General features: G+C 46.5%; 21 protein-coding genes and 1 tRNA gene. 14 read left to right on the forward strand and 8 right to left on the reverse strand.

The features are described 5' to 3' along the window. Positions 1 to 96 (forward strand): IS3 family transposase (locus ICN30_RS06390; protein WP_216217816.1); only part of this gene is annotated, 96 nt, incomplete at its 5' end. 68 nt (positions 97 to 164) lie between these two features. Here the strand turns inward: ICN30_RS06390 and ilvD are convergent. Then, positions 165 to 1,853 carry a dihydroxy-acid dehydratase gene (ilvD, locus tag ICN30_RS06395; protein WP_216274164.1) on the reverse strand — a complete coding sequence of 563 codons (1,689 nt, stop codon included), beginning with the start codon at positions 1,851 to 1,853 and terminating at the stop codon, positions 165 to 167. Between the two features lie 228 nt (positions 1,854 to 2,081). On the opposite strand from ilvD, the gene ICN30_RS06400 reads away from it, so the two are divergent. Further along, positions 2,082 to 2,708: a response regulator transcription factor gene (locus ICN30_RS06400; RefSeq protein ID WP_216274165.1), complete on the forward strand. Its 627-nt coding sequence runs from the start codon at positions 2,082 to 2,084 to the stop codon at positions 2,706 to 2,708. An 81-nt stretch (positions 2,709 to 2,789) separates the two neighbouring features. Further along, complete coding sequence (locus ICN30_RS06405; RefSeq protein ID WP_216274167.1) at positions 2,790 to 3,851, forward strand: helix-turn-helix transcriptional regulator; 1,062 nt, start codon at positions 2,790 to 2,792, stop codon at positions 3,849 to 3,851. 34 nt (positions 3,852 to 3,885) lie between these two features. Here ICN30_RS06405 and glnK read toward each other — a convergent pair whose 3' ends face one another. From glnK to ppa, 3 genes are read right to left on the reverse strand one after another with little or no spacing between them, the layout of a single operon-like run. Next, complete coding sequence (gene glnK / locus ICN30_RS06410) at positions 3,886 to 4,224, reverse strand: P-II family nitrogen regulator (protein WP_015420723.1); 339 nt, start codon at positions 4,222 to 4,224, stop codon at positions 3,886 to 3,888. Positions 4,225 to 4,275: 51 nt separating this feature from the next. Beyond that, complete coding sequence (locus ICN30_RS06415; RefSeq protein WP_216274169.1) at positions 4,276 to 5,895, reverse strand: NAD+ synthase; 1,620 nt, start codon at positions 5,893 to 5,895, stop codon at positions 4,276 to 4,278. Between the two features lie 26 nt (positions 5,896 to 5,921). Further along, positions 5,922 to 6,458 (reverse strand): inorganic diphosphatase, encoded by a 537-nt coding sequence (ppa, locus tag ICN30_RS06420; RefSeq protein WP_216274171.1) that lies wholly within the window; start codon positions 6,456 to 6,458, stop codon positions 5,922 to 5,924. 171 nt (positions 6,459 to 6,629) lie between these two features. On the opposite strand from ppa, the gene ICN30_RS06425 reads away from it, so the two are divergent. The 3 genes from ICN30_RS06425 to ICN30_RS06435 all read left to right on the forward strand — a co-directional run bounded on the left by ICN30_RS06425 (position 6,630) and on the right by ICN30_RS06435 (position 9,393). Next, complete coding sequence (locus ICN30_RS06425; RefSeq protein ID WP_216274174.1) at positions 6,630 to 8,690, forward strand: sodium-translocating pyrophosphatase; 2,061 nt, start codon at positions 6,630 to 6,632, stop codon at positions 8,688 to 8,690. 105 nt (positions 8,691 to 8,795) lie between these two features. After that, positions 8,796 to 9,074, forward strand: coding sequence for a BrnT family toxin (locus ICN30_RS06430; RefSeq protein ID WP_216274176.1), 279 nt, complete (start codon positions 8,796 to 8,798; stop codon positions 9,072 to 9,074). After that, on the forward strand, positions 9,052 to 9,393 hold the full coding sequence (locus tag ICN30_RS06435) for a DNA-binding transcriptional regulator (protein WP_216274178.1): 342 nt from the start codon (positions 9,052 to 9,054) through the stop codon (positions 9,391 to 9,393). The genes ICN30_RS06430 and ICN30_RS06435 overlap by 23 nt, the downstream gene beginning before the upstream one ends. Before the next feature lie 69 nt (positions 9,394 to 9,462). On the opposite strand, the gene trxB is transcribed toward ICN30_RS06435, so the two are convergent. After that, positions 9,463 to 10,419, reverse strand: a complete 957-nt coding sequence (trxB, locus tag ICN30_RS06440; protein ID WP_216274180.1) for a thioredoxin-disulfide reductase — start codon at positions 10,417 to 10,419, stop codon at positions 9,463 to 9,465. Between the two features lie 114 nt (positions 10,420 to 10,533). Here trxB and ICN30_RS06445 point away from each other — a divergent pair, with 114 nt between their 5' ends. From ICN30_RS06445 to ICN30_RS06465, 5 genes are all read left to right on the forward strand, one after another. Then, positions 10,534 to 12,771 carry a DNA translocase FtsK gene (locus tag ICN30_RS06445; RefSeq protein WP_370626607.1) on the forward strand — a complete coding sequence of 746 codons (2,238 nt, stop codon included), beginning with the start codon at positions 10,534 to 10,536 and terminating at the stop codon, positions 12,769 to 12,771. 10 nt (positions 12,772 to 12,781) lie between these two features. Next, positions 12,782 to 13,465: an outer membrane lipoprotein carrier protein LolA gene (locus tag ICN30_RS06450; RefSeq protein WP_255533144.1), complete on the forward strand. Its 684-nt coding sequence runs from the start codon at positions 12,782 to 12,784 to the stop codon at positions 13,463 to 13,465. A 57-nt stretch (positions 13,466 to 13,522) separates the two neighbouring features. Then, on the forward strand, positions 13,523 to 14,833 hold the full coding sequence (gene serS / locus ICN30_RS06455; RefSeq protein WP_216274188.1) for a serine--tRNA ligase: 1,311 nt from the start codon (positions 13,523 to 13,525) through the stop codon (positions 14,831 to 14,833). 32 nt (positions 14,834 to 14,865) lie between these two features. Further along, positions 14,866 to 15,273, forward strand: coding sequence for a hypothetical protein (locus ICN30_RS06460; protein WP_216274190.1), 408 nt, complete (start codon positions 14,866 to 14,868; stop codon positions 15,271 to 15,273). 51 nt (positions 15,274 to 15,324) lie between these two features. Continuing rightward, positions 15,325 to 15,414: transfer RNA gene (locus ICN30_RS06465), tRNA-Ser, on the forward strand. Positions 15,415 to 15,429: 15 nt separating this feature from the next. On the opposite strand, the gene ICN30_RS06470 is transcribed toward ICN30_RS06465, so the two are convergent. Next, positions 15,430 to 15,978, reverse strand: a complete 549-nt coding sequence (locus tag ICN30_RS06470) for a YggT family protein (RefSeq protein ID WP_216274193.1) — start codon at positions 15,976 to 15,978, stop codon at positions 15,430 to 15,432. Between the two features lie 43 nt (positions 15,979 to 16,021). Further along, positions 16,022 to 17,092, reverse strand: coding sequence for an ABC transporter ATP-binding protein (locus ICN30_RS06475; RefSeq protein ID WP_216274195.1), 1,071 nt, complete (start codon positions 17,090 to 17,092; stop codon positions 16,022 to 16,024). 81 nt (positions 17,093 to 17,173) lie between these two features. Between ICN30_RS06475 and ICN30_RS06480 the strand changes: the two genes are divergently transcribed. The 3 genes from ICN30_RS06480 to ICN30_RS06490 all read left to right on the forward strand — a co-directional run bounded on the left by ICN30_RS06480 (position 17,174) and on the right by ICN30_RS06490 (position 20,185). Next, positions 17,174 to 18,730 (forward strand): iron ABC transporter permease, encoded by a 1,557-nt coding sequence (locus tag ICN30_RS06480; RefSeq protein ID WP_216274197.1) that lies wholly within the window; start codon positions 17,174 to 17,176, stop codon positions 18,728 to 18,730. 62 nt (positions 18,731 to 18,792) lie between these two features. Beyond that, the gene (locus ICN30_RS06485; protein ID WP_216274199.1) at positions 18,793 to 19,848 is read left to right on the forward strand and encodes a Fe(3+) ABC transporter substrate-binding protein; all 1,056 of its coding nucleotides are present in this window, start codon (positions 18,793 to 18,795) and stop codon (positions 19,846 to 19,848) included. Between the two features lie 67 nt (positions 19,849 to 19,915). Beyond that, positions 19,916 to 20,185: a hypothetical protein gene (locus ICN30_RS06490; protein WP_216274202.1), complete on the forward strand. Its 270-nt coding sequence runs from the start codon at positions 19,916 to 19,918 to the stop codon at positions 20,183 to 20,185. An 11-nt stretch (positions 20,186 to 20,196) separates the two neighbouring features. Here ICN30_RS06490 and ICN30_RS06495 read toward each other — a convergent pair whose 3' ends face one another. Beyond that, positions 20,197 to 21,087, reverse strand: coding sequence for a hypothetical protein (locus ICN30_RS06495; RefSeq protein ID WP_216274204.1), 891 nt, complete (start codon positions 21,085 to 21,087; stop codon positions 20,197 to 20,199). Between the last annotated feature and the right edge of the window lie 188 nt (positions 21,088 to 21,275).

The raw sequence follows: 21,275 nt of genomic DNA on the forward strand, positions 1-21,275 counted from the left end.
GAATATATCCACTACTACAACCATGATCGGATCAAGCAAAAACTAAAGGGATTGAGCCCGGTGCAATACCGAACTCAATCCCTTCTGGTAACCTAATCAAACTGTCCAACTTTTGTGGGTCAGTTCATTTTACTTAGGGGCTTTTGTTTTTCTTGCTGAGCGCTTTAATCTAAATTCAGATCCGTTACAGCACCTTTGCTTGCAGTGCTTGCAAGGTGAGCATACTTAGCAAGTAAGCCACGGGTATAGCGTGGCTTAGGTTGTACCCAAGCAGCGCGACGCTTCGCAATCTCTTCATCACTCACATTGAGTTGAATGAGTAGCTTATGAGCATCGATGGTCACCGAGTCACCTTCATGAATAAGGGCAATTACACCGCCCACAAAAGCCTCAGGAGCAACGTGACCAACTACCATGCCCCAGGTGCCGCCAGAGAAGCGTCCGTCAGTGATGAGACCTACTGTCTCGCCTAAACCTTGACCAACTAGGGCAGAGGTAGGGGCAAGCATTTCACGCATACCAGGACCGCCTTTAGGGCCTTCATAACGAATGACCATGACGTCACCGTCTTTGATCTTTTGCGCCATGATAGCTGCCATTGCATCATCTTCAGAATCAAATACGCGTGCAGGGCCGGTAATGGATGGGTTCTTGAGGCCAGTAATCTTGGCAACGCAACCCTCAGGAGAGATATTGCCCTTCAGAATAGCCAAGTGACCTTGCTTGTACAGTGGGTTGTCTAAAGTGCGAATGACTTTTTGATCAGCGCGCGGTACTGATGGAACATCTTTCAATGTTTCAGCAATAGTCTTACCAGTAATCGTCATGCAATCGCCATGCAAGAGTCCGCCATCTAGCAAGATCTTCATGACTTGCGGAATGCCGCCAGCTTGGTGAAGGTCAGTTGCCAAATATTGTCCGGAAGGCTTCATATCGACGATGACAGGAACACGCTTACGAATGCGCTCAAAGTCATCAATAGTCCAGTCGATCTCAGCGGCACTAGTGATCGCTAAGTAATGGAGAACGGCATTGGTAGATCCACCAACAGCCATGATCACGCTTACTGCATTCTCAATAGATTTTTTAGTGATGATGTCACGTGGACGCAAATTCTTTTTGATTGCCTCAACTAGTACTAATGCTGATTCATGTGCGCTAGCAACTTTCTCGGCATCTTCATTAGCCATAGTGGAGGAGTAGGGCAGGCTCATACCCAAAGCTTCAAAGGAGGAGCTCATGGTGTTAGCGGTATACATACCACCGCAAGAACCGCTGCCCGGACAAGCATGTTGCTCTACGCCCTTGAGGTCTGATTCGCTCATGCGGCCTGAGGTAAATTCACCAACGGCTTCAAATGCAGAAACAATGTTCAGATCTTTGCCTTTGAAGTGACCTGGCTTAATCGTGCCGCCGTAAACATAAATACTTGGTACGTTAGTGCGCGCCATTGCCATCATGCCGCCTGGCATGTTTTTATCGCAGCCACCGATAACAAGAACGCCGTCTTGCCACAAACCATTGACACAAGTTTCAATGCTGTCAGCAATCACTTCGCGAGAGATGAGCGAGTACTTCATGCCTTCAGTGCCCATGCCGATACCATCAGAGACGGTAGGGGTGCCAAACATTTGCGCTTTAGCACCGGCCTCTTCAAGCGCGCTTACCGCTGCGTCTGCCAGTTTTTGCAAACCACTATTGCACGGGGTGATTGTGGAGTGGCCGTTTGCTACGCCAACCATCGGCTTAACAAAATCCTTCTCTTCGTAGCCCATCGCGTAATACATTGAGCGATTGGGTGCGCGAGCAACCCCTTCGGTGACATTGCGCGAGCGTTCATTGAGGCGTTTCATGCTGATATTGACTCCAGAAAAGAATTTGTCGAAAAGCTCTATTGTGCCGTGAGATAGGGTGGAATGCAGGGGTTTATATAGCCTTCCTATGCTCCTGTCATGCACTGCAACAAGCAGATTTGTCTATTGTATTTGCTGATTCAGCCTCATTATTAGCTTGAGAGCTAATATCCTTGGTAAAAAAGCTGCGGTACATTGCCTTATCTATTACTTTTCCTTTTAAATTCAATGACTAAAGTTGGCCACATCTATCTAATTGACGACGACGAGTCGATGCGCACCTCTTTAAGCAGAATGCTCAAGGATGTGGGTTATATCGTGGAGGATTTCTCTTCTGCGCTGACATTTTTAGAGCATTCAGTACCTGTAGCGCCGGCCGTCATCTTGCTTGACATGCAAATGCCAGATATGACCGGCTTAGATTTACAGGAAAAATTAGTCCAACTGGGTCGTAAAACCCCGATTGTGTTTGTTAGCGGCCAGAGTCACCCCCATCAAATCGTCAAAAGCCTCAAGCGCGGCGCCCTTGATTTCCTCTTTAAACCCTTCAATTTGGAGGATTTATTGAAGGCCGTTGCCGATGCCCTCGAGTTCGATAGGCGCCAGCTCAAACGCGTTTCCAAGGAAGTAGAGAGCAAGAAGGACTATGCGACTCTCACGCCTAGAGAAAAGGAAGTCTGCTTTTGGCTGGTTAAAGGATTGCTGAATAAGGATATTGCCGTCAAACTGGGGACGACAGATGCCACGATTAAGGTTCATAAGGCTAGAGTCATGGATAAGATGCATGTGGAATCAGTCCAAACATTAGTAGCAAAGTATCTTGAGTCTGATTTAGAAAACATCCAGAATAGCTAGCCCTAAGGCTAATTTCCTTGGTCTTTTGTAGGCACTATGATGGGGCATCATTTTGATAGATAAAGAACTTAAAACATTTTTGTGACTACAAACGCCAAGCTCCCAGAGATTCGTAAAGAGGCATTTGCTAAAGCTAGGGAAAAGCTCGCCCTGAGCGCGAAAGATCTCGGTGGGATGGCCTGTCTTTCGCACCATCAAATCTCTCAAATTGAAAATGGCGAGTCCAGTTTTTTCTACGGAGCGCAGAACAAATTTACTGCTGCTAAAAAAGTAGCCAAATTACTCAACTTAAGTGATGAGGAAGCATTCGACTATGGCTCTCAAGCCCCAGTAAAAATTGTTGAAGCGCCAAAAGTAGAGGAGCCTATTAAAGCCCCAGAAAAAAAAGCGCAGTCAAAAAAAGAAGCTCTAGAAATCAAAGAGTTGGTGGAGGAGACCCAAGTTGCCGCATTGGTAGCCGAAGAACAAAAAAAAGAGTCAGTCAAAAAATCAGAATCTACAAAAGCAGAGCCTGTAAAAGTTAATCCGAAAGAAGTTCTTTTTTCCGCGACTGCAGCAAACTCAAAGCCTGCCTCATCAAAGAAGTTGTTTCTTGGGCTCAGCATATTGGCGGCACTGGTGTTCTCAGTAATTAACTTGCGCCCACTCTTTTTTGCTGACAAGCCAGAAGAAATCGTTGTTGTAAAAGAAGAAATTATTGAACCAGCTCCTGCGGCAACTCCAGCAGAGCCTGCGCCAGTTGCTCCAGTTGCTCCGGCAGCCGTTGCGCCAGCAGTTGCAGTTCCTGCGGTTAGTGCTGAGGCCTCAACAGCTTGCCCTGCTGAGGAGGGCATTATTAGTTATAAGCCAGATGCGCCCCGTAAGGCTGCAGACATGGTTTATGTGCAAGTTAAAGCTAAGCAAGTCATTTGTGTGAGTGATGCATCTGGAAAGATACAGAACAAGATGGTTGAGCCTGGTGTAGGCGCATCCTTTTATGGCAAGCCACCCTTTAAAGTGCTGACTGGCGGCCTTGCTCAGGCAGATGTATTTTTTCAGGGCACAAAAGTTCGCCTGGCAAATTCGAATTACAAAACCTTGGTGTTGGAGGCTGCTGAAGTGGTGGCCCCACCCGTAGACCGGACGGATTCTCAGCAGCGCTAACCCTTTGGGGGATCAGCGCATTGAATGCTGATGCTTAAACTGCTGAGTCGTTCGTTTCGCCAGTGCGAATGCGGATAGCCTGTTCGATTGGGCTAACAAAAATCTTACCGTCGCCAATCTTGCCAGTGCGCGCAGCTTTAGTAATTGCCTCGATTGCTGAATCTACACGGTCATCAGCAACAACGACTTCAACTTTTACTTTGGGCAAAAAGTCGACTACATACTCGGCGCCACGATAGAGTTCGGTATGACCTTTTTGGCGACCAAAGCCTTTAACTTCAGTAACAGTTAGTCCGGTAACGCCTACTTCAGCTAAGGCTTCACGAACTTCGTCAAGTTTGAACGGCTTAATAATGGATGTGATTAGCTTCATATATTCCCCTTAATACAGTAATCATACCTAGAACTGAAAACGAATGCCCAGTTACGCCCTAAATTGAGATGTAATGGGGTAGCGCCAGTCCCGCCCAAAGGCTCGGGTAGTCACGCGAACGCCTGGAGGTGCTTGGCGGCGTTTGTACTCATTGAGCTTAATCAGGCGAGTAACTTTTTCCACACTTTCGGGATCAAAGCCGGCGGCAATAATTTGGGCGATGGATTGGTTTTGTTCCATATAGCGCTCTACGATGCCATCCAACACTTCATAAGATGGCAAGCTATCCTGATCGGTTTGATCGGGACGTAATTCTGCGGAAGGGGCGCGCGTCAGAATCCGCTCCGGAATGATTGGGGCAATACTATTGCGATAGGCGCATAAGCGATAGACCAGGGTCTTGGCAATATCTTTGATGACAGCAAAGCCTCCAGCCATATCTCCGTAGAGAGTGCAGTAGCCGACAGCCATTTCACTCTTATTGCCAGTTGTTAAAACTAGGCGACCGGTTTTATTGGAGAGCGCCATTAGGAGAGTGCCTCGCACCCGCGCCTGAATGTTCTCTTCGGTAGCGTCGAGCTTTAAGCCTTTGAATTGCTCAGCTAAGGCATGCTCTAAAGCATCCACCGGTTCGCTAATGGGGATCTCATCGTATTGAACACCTAGATTTTGAGCCATCTCTCTAGCATCAATCCAAGAGATATCAGCGGTGTAGCGTGAAGCCATCATGACGGTGCGTACTTTGTCTGCGCCTAAGGCATCTACTGCAATTGCCAACACCAATGCCGAATCCACGCCACCCGAGAGGCCAATAATCACCCCTGGAAAACGATTCTTCTGAACATAGTCACGCACACCTAAAACAAGTGCTTGGTAAGCCTGGGCTTCTACGCTAGATGGAGTCACTAGAGCTCCTGGCGCTAAATCAGCTGCTGCATTGACATCGACATAGCCAAGAGCGGTTTCAAACTGCGGCATAGTCATAACTACTCTGCCTGCACTATTTAAGGCAAATGATCCACCATCAAATACCAATTCATCTTGACCGCCTACAGCGTTGACATAGACCAAAGGCATCTTACTTACGGCAATCTGTTTGCGTAGTACCTCAATACGTAAAGATTCTTTTTGGAGGTGATAAGGCGATGCATTGAGAACTAGCAGTACTTGGGCGCCGGCAGCATGAGCTTGCTTAGCGGGATCTGCATGCCAAGCATCTTCACAGAGAATGAGTCCGTAACGAATGCCGGCACTTTCAAAGACACAAGCTTGATTGCCCGGAGTGAAATAACGTACCTCATCAAACACTTCATGATTGGGTAATTCTTGTTTAGCATAGCCGGCAATGACTTTGCCATCACGAATGACGGAGGCATAGTTTTGCAAACCAGTGGCAGTCTTTTTGGGGTGACCAATAATCGCAGTCAACCCTGGAAATTTTTGGAGCTCTAGCATTAAACAACTGAGCTCACGATCAGCGGCCTCAATAAAAGCAGGGCGCAATAACAAATCTTCTGGAGGGTAGCCAGTGAGCGAGAGCTCTGGCGTGAGAACTACTGAGGCGCCGTGTGCATATGCATCAGCAGCGGCTTGAGAGATGAGCTGCGCGTTGCCAGGCAAATCACCCAAAAGAGGGTTGATTTGCGCTAAGGCGATTTTTTGCGAGCTCACTCCCAATTTCAAATACAGTGAAATGATTAATTATTTTCTTTGTTGTAGCGCTCGATGCCTTCAAGAATTTCTTGATGCGCTTCAGCCACGCCGCCCCAACCTCTTACTTTTACCCATTTACCTTTTTCAAGGTCTTTGTAGTGCTCAAAGAAGTGTTGAATTTGGTTTAAGCGTAATGGGTTCATATCCTCTGGTTTTTGCCAGTGAGTATAGATAGGTAGAATCTTATCTTCAGGCACGGCTAATAACTTGGCATCTTGTCCTGCCTCATCTTCCATTTGCAAGATACCGATTGCACGGCAGCTCACTACAACCCCTGGAATTAAAGGAAATGGAGTAATCACGAGAACATCAACTGGATCGCCATCCCCTGCAATAGTCTTATTGATGTAGCCGTAGTTGCAAGGATAGTGCATCGCTGTACCCATAAAGCGATCAACAAAAATTGCACCACTCTCTTTATCTACTTCATATTTTATTGGATCCGCATTCATGGGGATTTCAATAATGACGTTAAAACTTTCAGGGATTTTCTTGCCTGGTTTGACCTTGTCGAGACTCATACAAACTCCAATTAATGATTAGTAAATACCCTGATCCTATATAGGATTCAGGATAGTGATTCTGTTACATACTTAATACGATTTATACGCTCTAGTTTATCGCTTTCGGAAAGCAGCTTGATATATGCGCAATACACAAAAGAATTTAAATCAAATTTAAGGGGTTCAAGCATGAGTAATGTCACTTTAGGCTTGTATTTTGCCTTGGCTTGCGGAGTTTTAGCCGTGTTTTATGGTTTTGTAATGCGTAGCTGGATTCTGCGGCAAAGCACCGGCAACGTCAGAATGCAAGAAATCGCTGAGGCGATTCAGCTGGGGGCATCAGCATATCTCTCCCGTCAATATAAAACGATTGCCGTCGTTGGAGTCGTACTAACAATTCTAATAGCCCTATTTTTGGATTTTGCTACCGCTATAGGTTTTGTTATTGGTTCAGTCCTTTCTGGTGCTTGTGGCTTTATTGGTATGAATGTTTCTGTGCGGGCTAATGTACGGACCGCTGAAGCAGCTACTAAGGGTATGAACGAAGCCCTCAACGTGGCATTTAAGGGTGGGGCAATCACGGGTATGTTGGTGGTGGGTCTTGGCCTCCTAGGGGTTGGTCTCTTCTTTATGTTTTTGGTCTCTACAGGGGCTGGGCAGGACCTTTCATCGGTCTTGCATCCTCTCATCGGCCTTGCATTTGGTTCTTCGCTCATTTCAATCTTCGCTCGTCTGGGCGGAGGCATATTTACCAAGGGCGCTGATGTAGGTGCTGACTTGGTGGGTAAGGTGGAAGCGGGTATTCCAGAGGACGATCCGCGCAATCCCGCAGTTATCGCCGATAACGTAGGTGATAACGTAGGTGACTGCGCCGGTATGGCGGCAGACTTATTTGAAACCTATGCGGTGACATTAATTGCCACGATGGTTTTAGGGGCGCTGATGATCACTAGTGCACCAGTGTCCGCCATTGTTTACCCTCTAGTGTTAGGCGGGGTGTCAATTATCGCCTCCATTATTGGTTGCTCTTTTGTTAAGGCAACACCTGGTATGAAAAATGTTATGCCGGCTTTGTATAAAGGCTTAATTGTGGCCGGCGGGATTTCTTTAGTAGCATTTTATTTTGTGACTAATTCCATCATGCCAGATGATGCCTTGGGCATACCTGGAAGTCAGTGGCGTTTATTTGCATCCACAGTAGTTGGCTTGATTCTTACTGCTGGTTTAGTGTGGATTACGGAGTACTACACTGGAACACAATTTAAGCCAGTGCAGCACATTGCTGAAGCATCGACTAAAGGCCATGGCACCAATATTATTGCCGGCTTAGGTGTTTCTATGAGATCGACTGCATACCCAGTGTTGTTTGTTTGTGCTGCAATTTATGCGGCTTACTGGTTAGCTGGGATTTATGGCATCGCTATTGCGGCTACTGCGATGTTATCGATGGCAGGCATAGTGGTGGCTCTAGATGCTTATGGGCCTATCACGGATAACGCAGGCGGTATCGCTGAGATGGCAGGTTTGCCACAATCTGTTCGTGATATCACTGATCCACTTGATGCTGTAGGTAATACGACTAAGGCTGTTACCAAAGGTTACGCTATTGGTTCGGCGGGCCTTGCTGCTTTAGTGCTTTTTGCTGATTACACCCATGCACTAGAGTCTATTGGCCAACAAGTGTCTTTTGATTTATCAAATCATATGGTGATCATTGGCCTTTTTATTGGCGGCATGATTCCATATTTGTTTGGAGCTATGGCCATGGAGGCGGTTGGTCGTTGTGCTGGCGCAGTAGTTGAAGAAGTGCGTCGCCAGTTCCGCGATATTCCTGGGATTATGGAAGGTACAGCAAAGCCGGAGTACGGCAAGGCTGTAGATATGCTGACTTCTGCTGCGATTAAGGAGATGATCATTCCTTCGCTGCTACCTGTAGTTGCTCCAATCTTGGTGGGCCTCATCTTGGGGCCTGCTGCATTGGGTGGTTTACTTATGGGCACAATCGTGACAGGCCTATTCGTAGCGATCTCTATGTGCACTGGAGGCGGTGCGTGGGATAACGCCAAGAAATATATTGAAGAAGGTAACTTTGGTGGCAAGGGATCTGAAGCCCATAAGGCAGCGGTTACAGGCGACACAGTTGGCGACCCCTACAAAGATACTGCTGGTCCCGCAGTGAACCCACTTATCAAAATTATTAATATCGTGGCATTGTTGATAGTGCCACTGTTACCAGTAGTGAGTCGTTAGGCGGAAAAAATATTTCAATGCAACAAAAAAATGCCTAGCATTGCTAGGCATTTTTTTCATCCCCAAGTCTTGACAGGGGTAGTTCATTGAACTACTATAGGGGTAATGGATTTTGAATGGGATAAGGCAAAAAGTGATTTATGCCGTAACTCTCGAAATTTCGATTTTGCATATGTGGTATCAATTTTTATAGATCCATTGCTATTGATAGAGAAAGATCAGCGTTGGGATTATGGTGAAGAGCGCTATCAAGCTTTAGGAGCCGTGCAAGGAAAGATATTTGTAGTTATTTATACCAAGAGGTCTTCTGCGATCAGAATTATTTCGGCTAGAAGAGCAAATCGTAGAGAGGTGAGGTGTTATGAAGAAAATAACTCGGGTTAGGGTGGATCTGAATGATCCTAGTAGTTTCCCAAAAGGGTTTGTAGACAAAAAATTGGTTGATGCGACATCAGAGCGTTTGATTAAATTGCATCAACAGCAAGATGATGCAGATGCGATGTTAGATGCCGCTAAATATGCAAAAGGCGTACGCGAGAGAATTGGTTTATCCCAGCAAGAATTTTCTAAGCGTATCGAAGTTTCCCTGGAGACCATTCGAAACTGGGAGCAGGGTAAACGCAGTCCCACTGGTGCGGCTAAAGCTTTATTGAAGATTTTGGACAGAGCGCCTGAGATTGCATTGCTTGCTCTCAGTGTTTGATTGATTCCTTAGAAATAAAAATGCCTAGCATTGCTAGGCATTTTTATTTGACGCTTTAACCTGCTTTTATTAAGCCAAAGTCTCCAAATAGCGCTGCGCATCTAATGCAGCCATACAGCCTGTACCTGCGCTAGTGATCGCTTGACGATAAATATGGTCTTGCACATCGCCCGCTGCAAATACGCCAGGGATATTAGTGGCAGTGGCATTACCTTCCAAACCAGAGTGAGTCTTTAGGTAGCCGTTATTCATATCTAGCTGACCAACAAACAACTCGGTATTAGGTTTGTGACCAATTGCAATGAAGGCGCCAGTTACAGCAAGATCTTCTGTGCTGCCATCGGCTTTCTTGATGCGTACACCAGTAACACCTTTTTCATCGCCAAGCACTTCGTCGAGAGTCGAGTTCAATTTGAGTTCGACTTTGCCTTCAGCTACTTTCGCCATGAGGCGGTCATTAAGAATTGGTTCTGCGCGGAATTTATCGCGCCGGTGAATCACAGTTACCTTCTTGGCAATACCTGTGAGATAGAGTGCTTCTTCAACAGCAGTGTTACCACCACCGACTACGCAAACATCTTGATTGCGATAGAAGAAGCCGTCACAGGTTGCGCAACCAGAAACGCCTCGGCCCATAAATGCCTCTTCACTAGGAAGGCCAATATATTGAGCGGATGCGCCCGTAGAAATAATGAGGGCATCACAGGTGTAAGTGCCTGAGTCACCCACTAGGCGAATCGGTTTTTCAGTCAGCGCAGCGGTATGAATGTGATCAAAGATGATGTTGGTATTAAAGCGTTCTGCATGCTTTAAAAAACGATCCATAAGCTCTGGTCCTTGGACGCCATCCGGGTCTGCTGGCCAGTTTTCTACATCAGTAGTGGTCATCAATTGACCGCCCTGTGCCAGGCCAGTAATGAGGGTCGGGTTCAAATTAGCGCGGGCTGCATATACTGCAGCTGTGTAGCCGGCAGGGCCTGAACCTAGAATAAGGACTTTGGAGTGTTTTGGGGTATTTGTAGTCATCTCCAAATTATAGGATTGCTTGATTACAATCGGTAGAACATGGCAAGAACCGCATACCCGAAGTCCAAAACCCCTTTAAGCCCCCAGCCCCCCGAGAATCAAGGGCAGGGTAGGATGCCCCGCCTCCTTTTAGAGGCCCGCTGGTTCATCTCATGCGGCTTATGTTTGGCCTTATTTGCCATTTTGTTGACCTATTCCAAGGCTGATCCAGCCTGGTCGCATGCCAGTTTTGAGGTTCCTAAGAACCTGGGCGGCCGTTTTGGGGCCTATTTAGCGGATTTATTGCTCTATATCTTCGGTATCTCTGCTTTTTGGTGGGTCGTGCTATTTGGTCGTCGTGTTCTGAGTGGTTGGCGCGAGCTTTGGAGTATTCCTTTGCCGCCAGATCCAGATGCCAAGCCAGACTCCTTATTAATGCGTTGGCTGGGCTTTGGGCTCACTTTGCTTAGCAGCATGGGTCTTGAGTCCATTCGGATGCATTCGCTTGCCTGGGAGCTTCCAAGGCCTCCTGGAGGCATTTTGGGCGAACTTATTGGCGATCCCTTGCAGATGACCTTAGGTTTTACTGGCTCTACCCTGGTTTTGCTATTTACCTTGTGTGCTGGACTCTCTTTATTCCTCCATTTTTCTTGGTTGGATGTTGCTGAAAAAGTAGGACGCTCGCTTGAGCTTGCCTACAACCGCTTGCGTGAACGTCGCGATAGTGAAGAAGATCGCAAGTTGGGTGAAGCTGCTGCTGAAGAGCGTGAAGAGTTTGTTGAAGAGTTTCGTGGGCGCGTTGAAATTGCTACGCCGGTGCAGATTGTTCGTGCCCCAGTAGAAGTTGTGAAAAGCGCTCGAGTGGAGCGTGAGAAACAGCAGCCACTATTTGTGGATATTCCAGATTCAGAGTTGCCACCGCTGGCATTGCTTGATCCTGTGCCTGAAGCGAAAGAAACGATTTCAGCGGATGTATTGGAATTTACTTCACGCTTAATTGAGCGCAAGTTGGCTGAGTTCAATGTGGAAGTGAAAGTCATTGCCGCTTATCCAGGCCCAGTAGTAACCCGTTATGAAATCGATCCTGCTGTCGGTGTGAAGGGTAGTCAGATTGTGAACCTCTCACGTGACTTGGCGCGCTCGCTAGGCGTAGTGAGTATGCGTGTAGTGGAAACCATTCCAGGTAAAACTTGCATGGCTTTGGAGTTGCCAAACCCAACGCGTCAATCGGTTTACCTCTCCGAGATTTTGAGTTCACAGGTTTACAACGACAGTCATTCCAACTTAACCCTCTCTTTGGGTAAAGATATTGCTGGTAGCCCGATCGTTGCTGACTTGGCGAAGATGCCGCATTGCTTGGTTGCTGGTACAACTGGTGCTGGTAAGTCTGTTGGTATCAATGCGATGATTCTGTCCATCCTCTTCAAGGCGAAGCCTGATGAAGTGCGTCTGATCATGATTGATCCTAAGATGCTCGAGATGGCCATGTACGACAAGATTCCGCATCTCTTGTGCCCAGTCGTGACTGATATGAAGCAGGCGTATAACGCGCTCAATTGGGCTGTAAACGAGATGGAGCGCCGCTACAAACTGATGAGTAAGTTTGGTGTGCGTAACCTAGCTGGCTTTAACAAAAAGATTTTAGAGGCCGAAGAAAAGGGTGAGAAGCTCACCAATCCATTTAGCTTGACTCCAGATGATCCAGAGCCAATTTATAAGGCGCCAGTGATCGTCATCGTGATCGATGAGTTGGCTGACTTGATGATGGTCTCTGGCAAGAAGATTGAAGAGTTGATCGCACGTATTGCACAAAAAGCACGTGCTGCTGGTATCCATTTGGTATTAGCAACTCAACGTCCAAGCGTGGATGTGATTACTGGTCTGATTAAAGCCAACGTGCCAACCCGTATTTCATTCCAAGTAAGTTCAAAAATTGATAGCCGCACCATCCTAGATCAACAGGGTGCTGAAGCGCTGCTCGGTATGGGTGACATGCTTTACATGGCCCCGGGTACTGGTTTGCCGGTACGTGTTCATGGCGCCTTTGTTTCTGATGATGAAGTTCATCGTGTAGTGGAGTGGCTCAAAGAGAAGGGCGAGGCCAATTACATTGACGGTGTTCTGGAAGGTGCCGACGAATCCAATATTGATGCGCTGACTGGTGAAGGTGGTGGCGAAGCTGATCCTTTGTATGACCAAGCAGTTGCCATCGTTCTAGATAACAAGCGTCCATCCATTTCTTTGGTCCAGCGTCATTTACGCATTGGTTATAACCGTGCAGCCCGCTTACTCGAGGATATGGAAAAAGCCGGTTTAGTTTCGAAGATGGGTAATGGCGGCAATCGTGAAATCCTTCACCGTCCTTCAGAATAAGGCGATCCCCTTGCGCAGATTTTTTTCAGCAGCAGCTTTTGGGCTCACAGTTCTTTTATCTTCAGGTTTGACATTAGCCGAAGGTGAAAGTGGTGCCGAGCAGTTGCGTCAATTTGTACGTAATTCTAAAACCGCTGAGGGTGACTTTGTGCAACAGCAGTTACGTGCACCCAAAGCAAGTGAGCCGCAAGACAAAGGTTTAAAAGTGGTTCGTCAAACCCAGGGGCGTTTTGTGTTTCAGCGTCCAGGCCGATTTATCTGGGATACGCAAAAACCGTACGAGCAAAAACTGATTGCCGATGGCAAGCAACTTATTTTGTGGGATAAGGATTTAAATCAAGCAACTTTCAGACCTGCGGGTCAGGCTTTAGCAGCTACCCCTGCTGCAATCCTATTTGGTGAGACCTCTCTAGATCAGCATTTTGATTTAGTTGAAGGCGAGGATCGCCTGGGTATGAAATGGGTTGCTCTCGTGCCCAAGAAAAATCCTAATGCCAAAAATGGCAACGACTTGCCGTACACCAAGATCTCCGTGGGAATGGTCAATGGCCTCCCTAAAGCGCTAGAACTCATTGATGGCTTAGGTAGCGTGGTGTTGGTCACCTTGGATAAGATCCAGCTTAATGTGAACCTACCTGCCAATCGCTTTACTTTTGTCCCGCCCGCTGGAGCAGAAGTCTTACGCTTAAACTAGAGCTAAATTAGTAATAAAAAATTCGCACCCACCATACCCTAACCAGTAGAGCATTACATGATTGATCCGCAATTACTCCGCAAAGATATCGCAGCTGTTGCTGCCCGTTTAGCTACTCGCAAATTTCAATTGGATGTTGAGAAATTTAACACCTTAGAGTCCGAGCGTAAATCTTTGCAAACGCGTACTGAAGAGCTGCAGGCTAAACGCAATCAATTAGCTAAAGCTATTGGTATGAAAAAGGGTAAGGGCGAAGATGCTGCTGCTGAAATGGCAGAAGCAACCCAGATTAACGTCGATATGGAATCCGGTGCTGCGCGCTTAGCAATTTTGCAGGCAGAGATTGCGGATTTCTTAATGGGCATTCCTAACCTGCCTGATGAAGCGGTTCCAGTAGGTAAAGACGAAACTGAGAACAAAGAAGTAAAACGTTGGGGTCAAGAGCCCATTTTTGATTTTGAGATTAAAGATCACGTTGACCTTGGCGGACCGCTGGGTCTCGACTTTGAAGTGGCAGCCAAGATTAGTGGCTCACGCTTTGTAGTTCTCAAGGGGCCTATCGCTCGATTGCATCGCGCCTTAGCGCAGTTCATGCTGGATACCCATACAACTCAACATAATTACCAAGAGGTCTATGCGCCTTACATGGTTAATGCCGCTTCAATGCGTGGCACTGGCCAATTGCCGAAGTTTGAAGAGGATCTATTTAAGGTTCCTCGTCAGATGGGTGGCGAAGATGGATCAGGCGAAGCAAAAATCGAAAACTTTTATTTGATTCCGACAGCAGAAGTGCCAGTAACCAATTTAGTGCGTGATGAGATTGTTAATGCAGATAATCTGCCTATGAAATACGTTGCACACACTCCATGCTTCCGCTCTGAGGCAGGAAGTTATGGGCGCGATGTACGTGGCATGATTCGTCAACATCAGTTCGATAAGGTCGAGTTGGTGCAAATCACGAAGCCAGAAGATTCAATGCAGGCTTTAGAAGATTTAACTGGCCATGCAGAAAAGATTTTGGAGTTGCTGGAGTTGCCTTACAGAAAGGTATTACTCTGCACTGGCGACATGGGCTTTGGTAGCACCAAGACTTATGACTTAGAGGTATGGGTGCCATCACAAAAAGCCTATCGTGAGATCAGCTCTTGCTCGAGCATGGGTGACTTCCAAGCAAGACGCATGCAGGCAAGATTTAAAGCGGGACAAGGAAAGCCGGAATTGGTACACACCTTGAACGGATCTGGTCTTGCAGTGGGAAGGGCATTGGTTGCCTTGCTGGAAAACAAACAGCAAGTAGATGGCAGTATTGCTATTCCTAAAGCGCTGCAGCCTTACCTGGGCGGCTTAGAAGTGCTCAAACCAATTTAATCTTAGAGCAAGTGAAAATTGGTCTCAGTCAAATGAATAGGCGCTCAGTATTTTTCTTCTTGATTGGCACAGCATTGATGTCTCAAGGTGTTTTCGCTGCTGAAAAATTCTATCGCTGCGAGGTATTAAGTGATGCCTACATTAAAACTAATGGGGAGTTAGTGGTAGTTAAAGACAGTCCTAGAGTTGGTCTGGAATTTGTGGTTATCAAGAAAACTGGGGAAGTTGTTGGAGATGTAATGGATACTCTAAAAAATCCTAAGGTGCTGGCTTCCGGAAGTGCAAGCAATTCTTATAAAGTCATTTGGACCCAAAAAGCTGAAGGTAAGAACGGCTTTTTTGTGGAATATCTCAGCATCGAAGAGTTTGTAAAAGGTAGTAAGAAGCCCTTTGGGTTCTTTTCTGGTGGACTTCTGATGACAGGCGTCTGCGAGCAGTAGATTGCAGGGCTTCAAGTAGGGATAGCATTTAAGTTCTATCCTGTAGTTAACGGAGAGGTGGCAGAGTGGTCGAATGTACCTGACTCGAAATCAGGCGTACTGTCAAAGGTACCGAGGGTTCGAATCCCTCCCTCTCCGCCAATTAGCTAAACATGACTAAATCTTTAAATTCCCCAAAACTATTTGAAGTACTTGTAGGATGAGCAGTAGCGCGAGTGGGGATAAATCTAGGGCTCCAAAGTTGGGTATTGCCTTCCGAATTGGAGCGAGTAGGGGGTCAACTAATAGCGACACTAAGAACTGTATTTGAGTCCCTGCGCCAATCCAAGAAAGAATGATGCTCGCAAAGACCAGGCCAACTAGACCCGACAAGGTAAGGTCAAGTAGATCAATCAATGCAAGTGCTAACCAAGAGATATCAATTGAGGTTGCGCCAGAGATCAATAGCAGAATCGAAATCTTGCACAAAATTAAAAGATAAGCTGCAACGCAACTCGCTAGATCAAAGCGGCCAATGCTAGGTATGAAGCGTCTTAGCGGAAGAACAATCCAATTGCTTAAAGGGAGAATATAAGCGCCAATGGACTTACTTTGTCCTGCACCTAAATTGAAGGCAAGCCACTGTAAATAGCAGCGTAAAAGGCAAGCCCCCGCAATAATGCTAACGAGTACCTGAAGAATGAGATTGGCTATTTGTATCAACATCAGGATATTGTAGGCGGTTTAAACCGCGGGTGGTGAGTGGTACTTAGTCGCTAAATGTCACCACGTGATCAGCTACTAAGTGGATGCCAATCTTTTCGCCAATCGCGTGATCATGGTGGCTGGGTACAAAAGCAAAAATCTCAGTACCCGATGCTAGCTTGAGCGTATATAGAAAGTCAGCGCCTCTAAAGGTTTTGCGCACAACCTCTGCTTGCATAGTGCTGTTGTCATCATGCTGAATATCATCCGCTCGCAAGAGGACGTCGATTTCTTTACCAACTTGCTTACTGCGATCTTCCTCTAAGTCGAGTTCGCCCAACTCAATTTTGACTTTGTTATTAGATTGCACGGTGCCTTTAACAAATACTCCTCGACCAATAAAGTCAGCAATATAGCGATTGACTGGTTTGTGATACAGCTCGTACGGGCTATCCCACTGTAGGACTTTTCCGTCTGTCATCACGCCGACTTTATCTGCAATTGCAAAAGCCTCAAATTGATCATGAGTTACCAGTAGGGCAGTAATGTTGTTTGCCTTGAGGATCTCCCGCATCTCACCCGCAAGACGTTCTCTGAGTTCAATGTCTAAACTAGAGAAGGGCTCATCAAGCAAAATTAAATCTGGTTCTGGTGCCATTGCTCTGGCCAGTGCAACACGCTGTTGCTGGCCACCACTGAGCTCATGAGGATAAGCATCGGCTTTATCTGCGAGGGAGACTCGCTTGAGCCAATCCAGCGCCACGGAAGATCTTTGCTTGCTTGGTAAGTGTTGCAAACCAAAGGCAATATTCTCTAAAACGTTGAGATGGGGGAAGAGGGCAAAGTCCTGAAAGACCATACCTACTTTTCTTTGGTTTGGTGGGAGGTGGATGGTGGCGGAGCTCACGACCTGATCGCGGAGGAGGATTTCCCCTGCTTTAACAGGCTCAAACCCACAAATCGCCCTCAAGACGGTAGATTTGCCGCAACCAGAAGAGCCTAGTAGGCATCCAATTTCTCCTTGGGCAAGATTAAGTTTGAGGTCTTTAACTGCAGTGACGCGACCCTGACCATCTCGACTTGGGTAGTCGATTTCGAGTCCTTTGATCGAAAGCAGTGTGTGAGCGGAGTTCATCCCTATAATTTTCTCATTAATACTAGTATTCAATGCTGGTGGTTTAATGCATAGCTAGAGTCTAAACGGATTGCCGATTTCATGAATCGTATTGTCGTGCCACTTGCCCTGCTGTTATTTTTGCCCCTATTTGGCTTGGCGGCACCTTTCCTATTCTCCGGAAGCGATCAATTAGCCACCGGTACGCTCAGCCATCTCTGGAACTTTGTGCTCGGCGGATACATTGCCTCAACCCTGGTGCTTATTCTTGGTGTTGGAGTAGGGGTATTTATTCTCGGGGTGGGTAATGCTTGGATCATCGCCAGCTACGATTTCCCCGGCAAGAAAATATTTGAGTGGGCCCTTATTCTGCCTTTAGCTGTTCCGACTTATGTCATGGCCTACCTGTTTGTAGATCTCTTGCAATTTTCAGGGCCCATACAGAGCACCCTTCGTGCCTTACTGGGAATGGATTCACTCTGGTTCTTTCCGGATCCGAGATCTCTGAGTGGGGCTATCTGGTCTTTCTCTTTTTGCCTCTTTCCTTATGTCTATCTGATTACGCGCACTGCATTCTTAGAGCGCAGTGGTCGATTGATTGAGGTTTCAGAAACCCTGGGATACAGCCCGCTTCAAGGATTTATGAAGTTGGTATTGCCGATGGCTAGGCCAGCAATTTTTGCAGGCATGGCTTTAGCCCTCATGGAAGTCTTAGCGGATTTTGGGGCTGTGTCTTATTTTGGTGTGCAGACTTTTGCGACGGGCATCTTTAAGGCCTGGCTTTCTTTTGGCGATCGCGTGGCTGCAGTGCAACTTGCTCTTGGTCTTTTGAGTTTTGTTTTACTCATCTTTTTTATTGAGCAAAGCAGTCGCTCAAAATTGCGTTATGCCTCTTCAGCACGGGGGAGGCCATTAGCTAAGACTCTACTGGGAAAGAATGCCTTTTTTGCTTTTGCATTTTGTGGCGCCACGCTGCTTTGTGGATTTTTGCTGCCAGCATTTGCGCTCCTGCAATTGCTTTTCAAACAAGGTCTCACGATCGACATTCGTTATCTTGATTGGTTGAGTAATTCTTTATCTGTTTCGATTCTGACGGCATTAATATCAGTTGCGCTCGCCATATTCTTTGCTTACTCAGTGCGAATGAATGCGCGCTTAGCTTGGGTTAATCGATTATTAGGCTTTGGATATGCCCTGCCTGGTGCGGTATTGGCCATCGGTATTCTCTCTTTCCTAGAGATCTTTCAGCTTGCCTGGTGGATGTCTGCCAGCATGTTGGTGCTGATCTACGCTTACTTGGTACGTTTTCTTTCCTCTAGTTTGCAAAGTGTTGAGGCCGGACTTGCGCGCATCACGCCCTCTATGGATGCATCAGCAGCGTTGCTTGGCCTATCTAAGGCACAGATTCTGAAGCGAGTGCACGTCCCCTTGCTTAAGCGAAGTCTGCTGACTGCAGGCCTCTTTGTCTTTGTGGATGTGATGAAGGAGTTACCAGCAACACTTCTATTGCGCCCATTTAACTTCGATACTTTGGCTGTTGCTACTTATCAGCTGGCTGCGGATGAGCGCCTAGCCGAGCTTGCCCTACCATCCCTAACCATTGTTTTAGTTGGACTTTTCCCAGTTCTGCTGCTTTCTAGGGTGATCTCTAAATCTTAATTGATAATCATTCGTATTTGTGATAAATTAGTTTCACTCTAATTCTGATCGTCAATACAGCAATGGCAACTCAAGTAATACACAAGCTTCTAGTCGCAACTTCATTGATGCTGTGCGGCTTTATGGCATTGCCCTTACATGCTCAAGAAGCCAAAGAGTTGAATCTCTATTCTGCTCGTCACTACCAAACAGATGAGGCACTCTATAGCGATTTCACTAAGAAGACGGGCATCAAGATTAATCGTATTGAAGCCGATGACAACGCGCTGGCCGAGAGGCTGAAAAGTGAAGGTGCCAATAGTCCGGCAGATGTGATTTTAATGGTTGATGCAGCACGATTGTGGCGCGCGCAAATTGATGGTTTTTTTAAGCCCATTCACTCAAAGTATTTAGAGAGTCGCATTCCAGCGAACCTACGCTCTAAGTCTGATCCAGAGGGATCAACTTGGTTTGGTTTTTCAACTAGAGCTCGTCTCGTGGTCTACAACAAGGCAAAAGTAAATCCACAAGACGTCGACACTTATGAGAAATTAGCTGAGCCCATGAACAAGGGTAAGGTATGTACACGCTCAGGCGCTCATCCATACATGCTGTCCTTGATTGGTGCCATGATTGAGCGTCGCGGTGAAGCCGCTACTGAAGAGTGGGCGAAAGGTATGGTGGCAAATATGGCTCGCCCTCCAAGAGGCGGTGATACCGATCAGATCAAGGCGGTTGCTTCAGGCGAATGCGGAGTGGCATTAACAAACTCTTACTACCTACTGAGACTCTTACGCTCTACTAAGCCGGAAGATCAGGCTATCGTTTCCAAGATTGGGTTTGTTTGGCCTAATCAGCAAACAACTGGCACGCACATCAACATTGCAGGTGGTGGTGTGGCCAAGAATGCACCGCATTCACAAGCTGCTATTCACTTTCTTGAGTACCTCGCTAGCGATTCGGCACAAGAATATTTTGCCAATGGTAATAACGAGTGGCCTGTAGTGAAGTCAGTCAAGATTGAAAATGAAGGACTCAAAATGTTGGGCCCATTCAAGGCTGAAAACATTTCAATTGCGGCGATTGGTAAGAATCAAATTGCTGCACAACGCTTGCTCGATCGAGTAGGGTACAAGTAAGATCCGTTTGCTAGACTTCAAAGATCGCTAGAATGATCCTATTCTTCAAAAAGACCTGGATTGCTATATGAAAATCATCTCGAGTGTTTTGGTGTTTGCCATTTCAATGACCTTGTTGGCTTGTTCAACCCCGACAAGTGAGTTTGGGGTCTATCGACAGTCTGATGGAACGGTGGGGGTGCATGCCCCAAAATCTGCTAAAGATACTGAAGCTCAGGCGGCTGCAGCGGAGGAATGTAAAAAACTAGGAAAGCGAAGCGCCACTATTGTTGAAACTCGTAAAACAGTGAACGACCGCTTTCCTATGACCTACATTTTTGTGTGCAATACCTATTAAGTTACAAACGCTTAGCTAAGAAGCCATTTCTTAATAGATTTATTTACACACATTGCATCTAAAGCCAGTCCAAAGAACTCTGAGCCATTGGTAACCATACTCTCAATAGCCTCAACCTTGCCGGACTTCACGCCACGCAAATAAGTTGCAGCGCGATAGCGAAGGAAGTGTTCATTCTCACCTTCTTCATTATCTGTAGAGCAGATTTCTAAGCTGCCATAGCGAGTTTCTGGGTTGATATTCAGAATAGAGAGACCTAATGCGCCAATGAGTTTTTCTGGTACGGGAATTGGAACGTAAGAATAGAGGGATACCAACTGCTCTTGCTCATCGACTTCAATAATGTGGTCTACATCGAACACATCTTTTTCCGTCAACTCAGTTTCACCAGAATCGCCACCACCAAAGGTAGACTCAAATTGCAACATTGCTGTATTGCTATCTTTAGAGATCTCAATCATGTCAGGGTAGCCAAGCAAGCCTTTCCACCAGTACATCAATGAGAAGGTGCAAGGTTTAACTTCAACTAAACCCTTATTGGTAGATTTGGCAAAGTACAAGCCGTAGAACTCATCATCTTCCTCGAGTCCGTACTGATCGACTTTCAGTTTCTTTGGTGCAGCTGCCTTAGGTGATTTCTTAGCAGCTTTCTTTGGAGCAGGTTTTTTGGCTGCCGGCTTTTTTGCCGCTACCTTTTTAACTGCCTTCTTCGCTACTGGTTTTTTCGCAGTCGCCTTTTTAGCGACAGGCTTTTTAGTTGCTAGTTTTTTCACTACCTTCTTTACGGCCTTTTTGGCTACCACTTTCTTGGCGGCAACTTTTTTAACGGCTTTCTTTGCAGGGGCTTTTTTTACCACCTTGGTAGCTACTTTCTTTTTTGCTGGAGACTTCTTTGTAGCCATGGTCTATTACCCTTCCTATTGGTAGTTAATGTGCTTAGCGCACAAGTTGATATTACTTCAGTTCTATCTACTTTTGCTGATACCTATATGGGGATTTACCTTGCAATATCAAGGGTCAAGATCCAATTGTTTTTTGGCTATATTGGAGAAAGGCGGGGAGCTTGAATTTGAGCGCTAACTTGCTACAC

This window comes from Polynucleobacter sp. 31A-FELB, assembly GCF_018882405.1.
GTDB lineage: Bacteria > Pseudomonadota > Gammaproteobacteria > Burkholderiales > Burkholderiaceae > Polynucleobacter.

Coding starts and splice junctions, on each gene's coding strand:
- ilvD (WP_216274164.1), bottom strand. CDS start 1,853: ATGAAACGCCTCAATGAACGCTCGCGCAATGTCACCGAAGGGGTTGCT.
- ICN30_RS06400 (WP_216274165.1), top strand. CDS start 2,082: ATGACTAAAGTTGGCCACATCTATCTAATTGACGACGACGAGTCGATG.
- glnK (WP_015420723.1), bottom strand. CDS start 4,224: ATGAAGCTAATCACATCCATTATTAAGCCGTTCAAACTTGACGAAGTT.
- ppa (WP_216274171.1), bottom strand. CDS start 6,458: ATGAGTCTCGACAAGGTCAAACCAGGCAAGAAAATCCCTGAAAGTTTT.
- ICN30_RS06425 (WP_216274174.1), top strand. CDS start 6,630: ATGAGTAATGTCACTTTAGGCTTGTATTTTGCCTTGGCTTGCGGAGTT.
- ICN30_RS06430 (WP_216274176.1), top strand. CDS start 8,796: ATGGATTTTGAATGGGATAAGGCAAAAAGTGATTTATGCCGTAACTCT.
- ICN30_RS06435 (WP_216274178.1), top strand. CDS start 9,052: ATGAAGAAAATAACTCGGGTTAGGGTGGATCTGAATGATCCTAGTAGT.
- trxB (WP_216274180.1), bottom strand. CDS start 10,419: ATGACTACAAATACCCCAAAACACTCCAAAGTCCTTATTCTAGGTTCA.
- ICN30_RS06445 (WP_370626607.1), top strand. CDS start 10,534: ATGCCCCGCCTCCTTTTAGAGGCCCGCTGGTTCATCTCATGCGGCTTA.
- serS (WP_216274188.1), top strand. CDS start 13,523: ATGATTGATCCGCAATTACTCCGCAAAGATATCGCAGCTGTTGCTGCC.
- ICN30_RS06460 (WP_216274190.1), top strand. CDS start 14,866: ATGAATAGGCGCTCAGTATTTTTCTTCTTGATTGGCACAGCATTGATG.
- ICN30_RS06470 (WP_216274193.1), bottom strand. CDS start 15,978: ATGTTGATACAAATAGCCAATCTCATTCTTCAGGTACTCGTTAGCATT.
- ICN30_RS06475 (WP_216274195.1), bottom strand. CDS start 17,092: ATGAACTCCGCTCACACACTGCTTTCGATCAAAGGACTCGAAATCGAC.
- ICN30_RS06480 (WP_216274197.1), top strand. CDS start 17,174: ATGAATCGTATTGTCGTGCCACTTGCCCTGCTGTTATTTTTGCCCCTA.
- ICN30_RS06485 (WP_216274199.1), top strand. CDS start 18,793: ATGGCAACTCAAGTAATACACAAGCTTCTAGTCGCAACTTCATTGATG.
- ICN30_RS06490 (WP_216274202.1), top strand. CDS start 19,916: ATGAAAATCATCTCGAGTGTTTTGGTGTTTGCCATTTCAATGACCTTG.
- ICN30_RS06495 (WP_216274204.1), bottom strand. CDS start 21,087: ATGGCTACAAAGAAGTCTCCAGCAAAAAAGAAAGTAGCTACCAAGGTG.